The organism is Ruixingdingia sedimenti (assembly GCF_031432425.1).
GTDB classification, from domain to species: Bacteria; Pseudomonadota; Alphaproteobacteria; order Rhodobacterales; family Rhodobacteraceae; genus Ruixingdingia; species Ruixingdingia sedimenti.
This window is the reverse complement of sequence record NZ_JAVKPH010000113.1, coordinates 1-1,281: the sequence shown is the minus strand read 5'-3', so window position 1 is coordinate 1,281 and position 1,281 is coordinate 1. Positions and strand designations below refer to the sequence as shown.

At 67.6% G+C, this 1,281-nt stretch carries 3 protein-coding genes; all 3 read right to left on the bottom strand.

The window, feature by feature from the left end:
* Positions 1 to 258 precede the first annotated feature (258 nt).
* Positions 259 to 705 carry a DUF6362 family protein gene (locus tag RGD00_RS23340; protein ID WP_023851473.1) on the bottom strand — a complete coding sequence of 149 codons (447 nt, stop codon included), beginning with the start codon at positions 703 to 705 and terminating at the stop codon, positions 259 to 261.
* A complete protein-coding gene (locus RGD00_RS23335) occupies positions 698 to 901 on the bottom strand; it encodes a hypothetical protein (protein WP_081969308.1) in 204 nt (67 codons plus the stop codon). Before RGD00_RS23335 ends, RGD00_RS23340 begins: the two co-directional genes overlap by 8 nt.
* The coding region (locus tag RGD00_RS23330; RefSeq protein WP_310459620.1) for a hypothetical protein at positions 898 to 1,281 on the bottom strand (384 nt) is incomplete at its 5' end. The genes RGD00_RS23330 and RGD00_RS23335, both read right to left, overlap by 4 nt.

Here is a 1,281-nt window from a genome sequence, read left to right as displayed (position 1 = left end):
CTGGACTCCAGGTGGCTTCGCAAAAAATCGGCCCTGTCGCTGGCGATGTCCCGCGCTTCGCCCGCCAGCATACGAATATCGCCAGGAAGGAACCGCGACCTCAATGGGTTAGCCCATTGGACCCCGGCTGGACCCTTCGCTGGACCCCGGAAGCCAGCGGCGCGGCCTTTGCCTGCGCGCTCCTCTCCCGAGCATATTGGTTTTCTAACGGCCTCGTCGAAATGTGTAAGGCCCCGCGATGTACACCCGAAAATTTCCTCAGAGGACGATTTTTCTTGACAGCCGATTGGCGTTTTCGATGACGAACTGCTGCGACCGACGGGGCGACGGCACGCGACCGTTCAGCCGCCAGGTGATCACGGCAAGGCCGTACTGCCAGCGCTTGGTCGCGGCCGTGCGCGACAGACCGAACTGCCAGCAGATCGGCTTCCACGCCATGCCGTCGGCGCGGGCCCAGACCAGGCGCCCATCCTCGGGCTCCAGCCAGCGCAGCCAGAGCATCGCTTCCTCGGCCTGCGTGATCTGACGCGGGCTGGGTCTCGGGCGACGCATCTGCGGCTCCTGACCGACCTTGTCGGCGAAGCTGTGGAAGTACTCGGGCCACGCGTTGAAGAAGCCCTGCGGCATCACGCCCGGCATCTGGCGCATGACGCCCGCCGCGAGCTCCAGCCGGTCCTGCACCTGTGCTGTGGTCCACTCACCCATGGCGCGCCTCCCGTTCCCGCTTGCCGTAGAGCCGCTCGCCGAGCTGGCGTACCAGCTCTCGTTCGGGCCAGGTCAGGCGGTCGTCGTCGATGGCGACGGCCAGCAGGCCCTGTTCCTTCCAGCCGTCGCGCTTGACCTCGTCGGGATTGCGGCGGTGACCGCCGTAGCCCTTGGGCGTGAACCGCATGCCGCTCATTGCACACCTCCCCGGGTCTCCAGCGCCCAGAGCAGGATCGCGATGGCGTCGGCCTCGTTGTCGTCGGCGGGCGAGAAGCCGCGCGCCCGGGCGGCGGCCATCATGGCGTCCTTGTTCGCGTTGCCCTTGCCGGTGGCGTGGCGTTTGATGGTGCCGACCGGTACGCCCTGATAGGCGACGCCCGCGGTCTCCGCCCATGACGTCAGCGTGGCCAGCAGCCCGCCATAGACATGCGCCGCGTCGGTGCCGACGTGCCTGCGCACTTCCTCGAAGTGGATGGCGGTGATGGGACCCGCGTCTTGGGCCAGCTGCTCGAGCCAGCCCCGGAACCGCAGGTAGCGCATGCCGCCGCCGTCATAGCGGCTCGGTCGGAAGGATAC

Bases quoted from the DNA above. Each gene is read 5' to 3' on its own strand.
- RGD00_RS23335 (WP_081969308.1), bottom strand. From the start codon at position 901: ATGAGCGGCATGCGGTTCACGCCCAAGGGCTACGGCGGTCACCGCCGC.
- RGD00_RS23340 (WP_023851473.1), bottom strand. From the start codon at position 705: ATGGGTGAGTGGACCACAGCACAGGTGCAGGACCGGCTGGAGCTCGCG.